Here is a 1576-nt window from a genome sequence, read left to right on the forward strand (position 1 = left end):
CTACTTCATAAGGAGTAGCAACTATTAATTCTCCATATAATTTATCTAAAGATAAGTAAGTGTAAATTTCAACATATTCATTTAAAAGTGATTTTGCTATTTCATACATAATATCAACTCCTAAGCACTATCATACTTATTATRATATATGAATTTRTATGTAAATTTGACACTAAAAAACTTATGAATATTTCAAAAGAGGTTATTATATGATAGTATTAGTAAAGAATAAATAACAAAATATAAATAGCTACAAATATCGATTTAATATATATAAATTGAGAGGAGAGATTATGCTTTCTAAATTATTAGTAAATACATTTATAAAAAACAATGAAAATATCGAAAATGAAGACGTAAGAAGTAAATATGGATACTTAGGTGGGATAGTTGGAATAATAGCAAACTTTATATTATTTGCAGTAAAATTCTCAGTTGGCTTATTAACATCAAGTATTGCAATAATGGCAGATGCATTTAACAACTTATCAGACATGGCATCATCAATTATAACAATAGTAGGGTTTAAACTTGCAAGTATGCCACCAGATAAGGAACACCCATTTGGACATGGTAGACTTGAGTATATATCAGCTTTAATAGTAGCATTTATGGTAATGCTTGTAGGTATTCAATTTGTAAGATCATCAATAGATAGAATACTAAATCCAGTACCTATAAAATTTGAAATAATACCATTTATACTTTTATTCATATCTATACTTGTTAAAGTATGGTTAAGTAAATTTAATAAATTTATGGGGAATAAAATAAATTCATCAGCACTAAAGGCTGCATCAGTAGATGCAATGGGAGATGTATTTACATCAAGTACTGTTTTAGTAGCATTTTTAGCATCTAAATTTACAAATCTTCCAATAGACGGATATGCAGGTATTTTAGTATCTGTTGCAATACTTTATGCAGGATACTCATTAATTAAAGAAACTATAAGTCCATTACTTGGGGAAGCACCAGATCCTGAATTAGTTAAGCAAATAAACCAAGCAATATTATCATATGAGCATATAGAAGGTGTGCACGATTTAATAATTCATAACTACGGAGTTGGAAAGTCAATAGCATCTGTTCATGCAGAAATACCAGCAGATATAGATATAATGACTATACACGATATAATAGATRMAGCTGAAAGAGAAATATCAGAAAAGTTTAAAACTCACTTAGTAATACACATGGACCCTATATGTGTTGAAACTGAGGAAGTAGCATATATAAGAAGTGAAGTAGAAAAAATAATAAAGTAYAATCCARTTATAAAATCAATGCATGACTTTAGAGTAGTAGGTCATGGAGAAAATCAAAACTTAATTTTTGATGTTGTAGTTGATAATGATAAGATGATTAAGATTATGACTGAGGAAGAGTTAAGNGAAGATATAATTAATGCTATAAAGGATGTACATCCAGAGTATAATTGTTTTATAACTATAGATAGGGATTATCATTAAAAAGTATGGGGTAAAACTCATACTTTTTTTAGTTTAATAGTTGGCTCGCTCGAGTATAATWTATAAGTTTCGCTCCATACTTAAATGTCGCTACAACTTATATA

At 27.8% G+C, this 1576-nt stretch carries 1 protein-coding gene; it reads left to right on the forward strand.

Annotated features, from left to right (window positions below):
• The first annotated feature begins 293 nt into the window (after positions 1–293).
• Positions 294–1472 (forward strand): cation diffusion facilitator family transporter, encoded by a 1179-nt coding sequence (locus G3997_RS03420; RefSeq protein ID WP_296648137.1) that lies wholly within the window; start codon positions 294–296, stop codon positions 1470–1472.
• Positions 1473–1576: the final 104 nt, after the last annotated feature.

It is taken from the genome of Romboutsia sp. 13368, from assembly GCF_018336475.1.
Classification (GTDB): Bacteria; Bacillota; Clostridia; order Peptostreptococcales; family Peptostreptococcaceae; genus Romboutsia.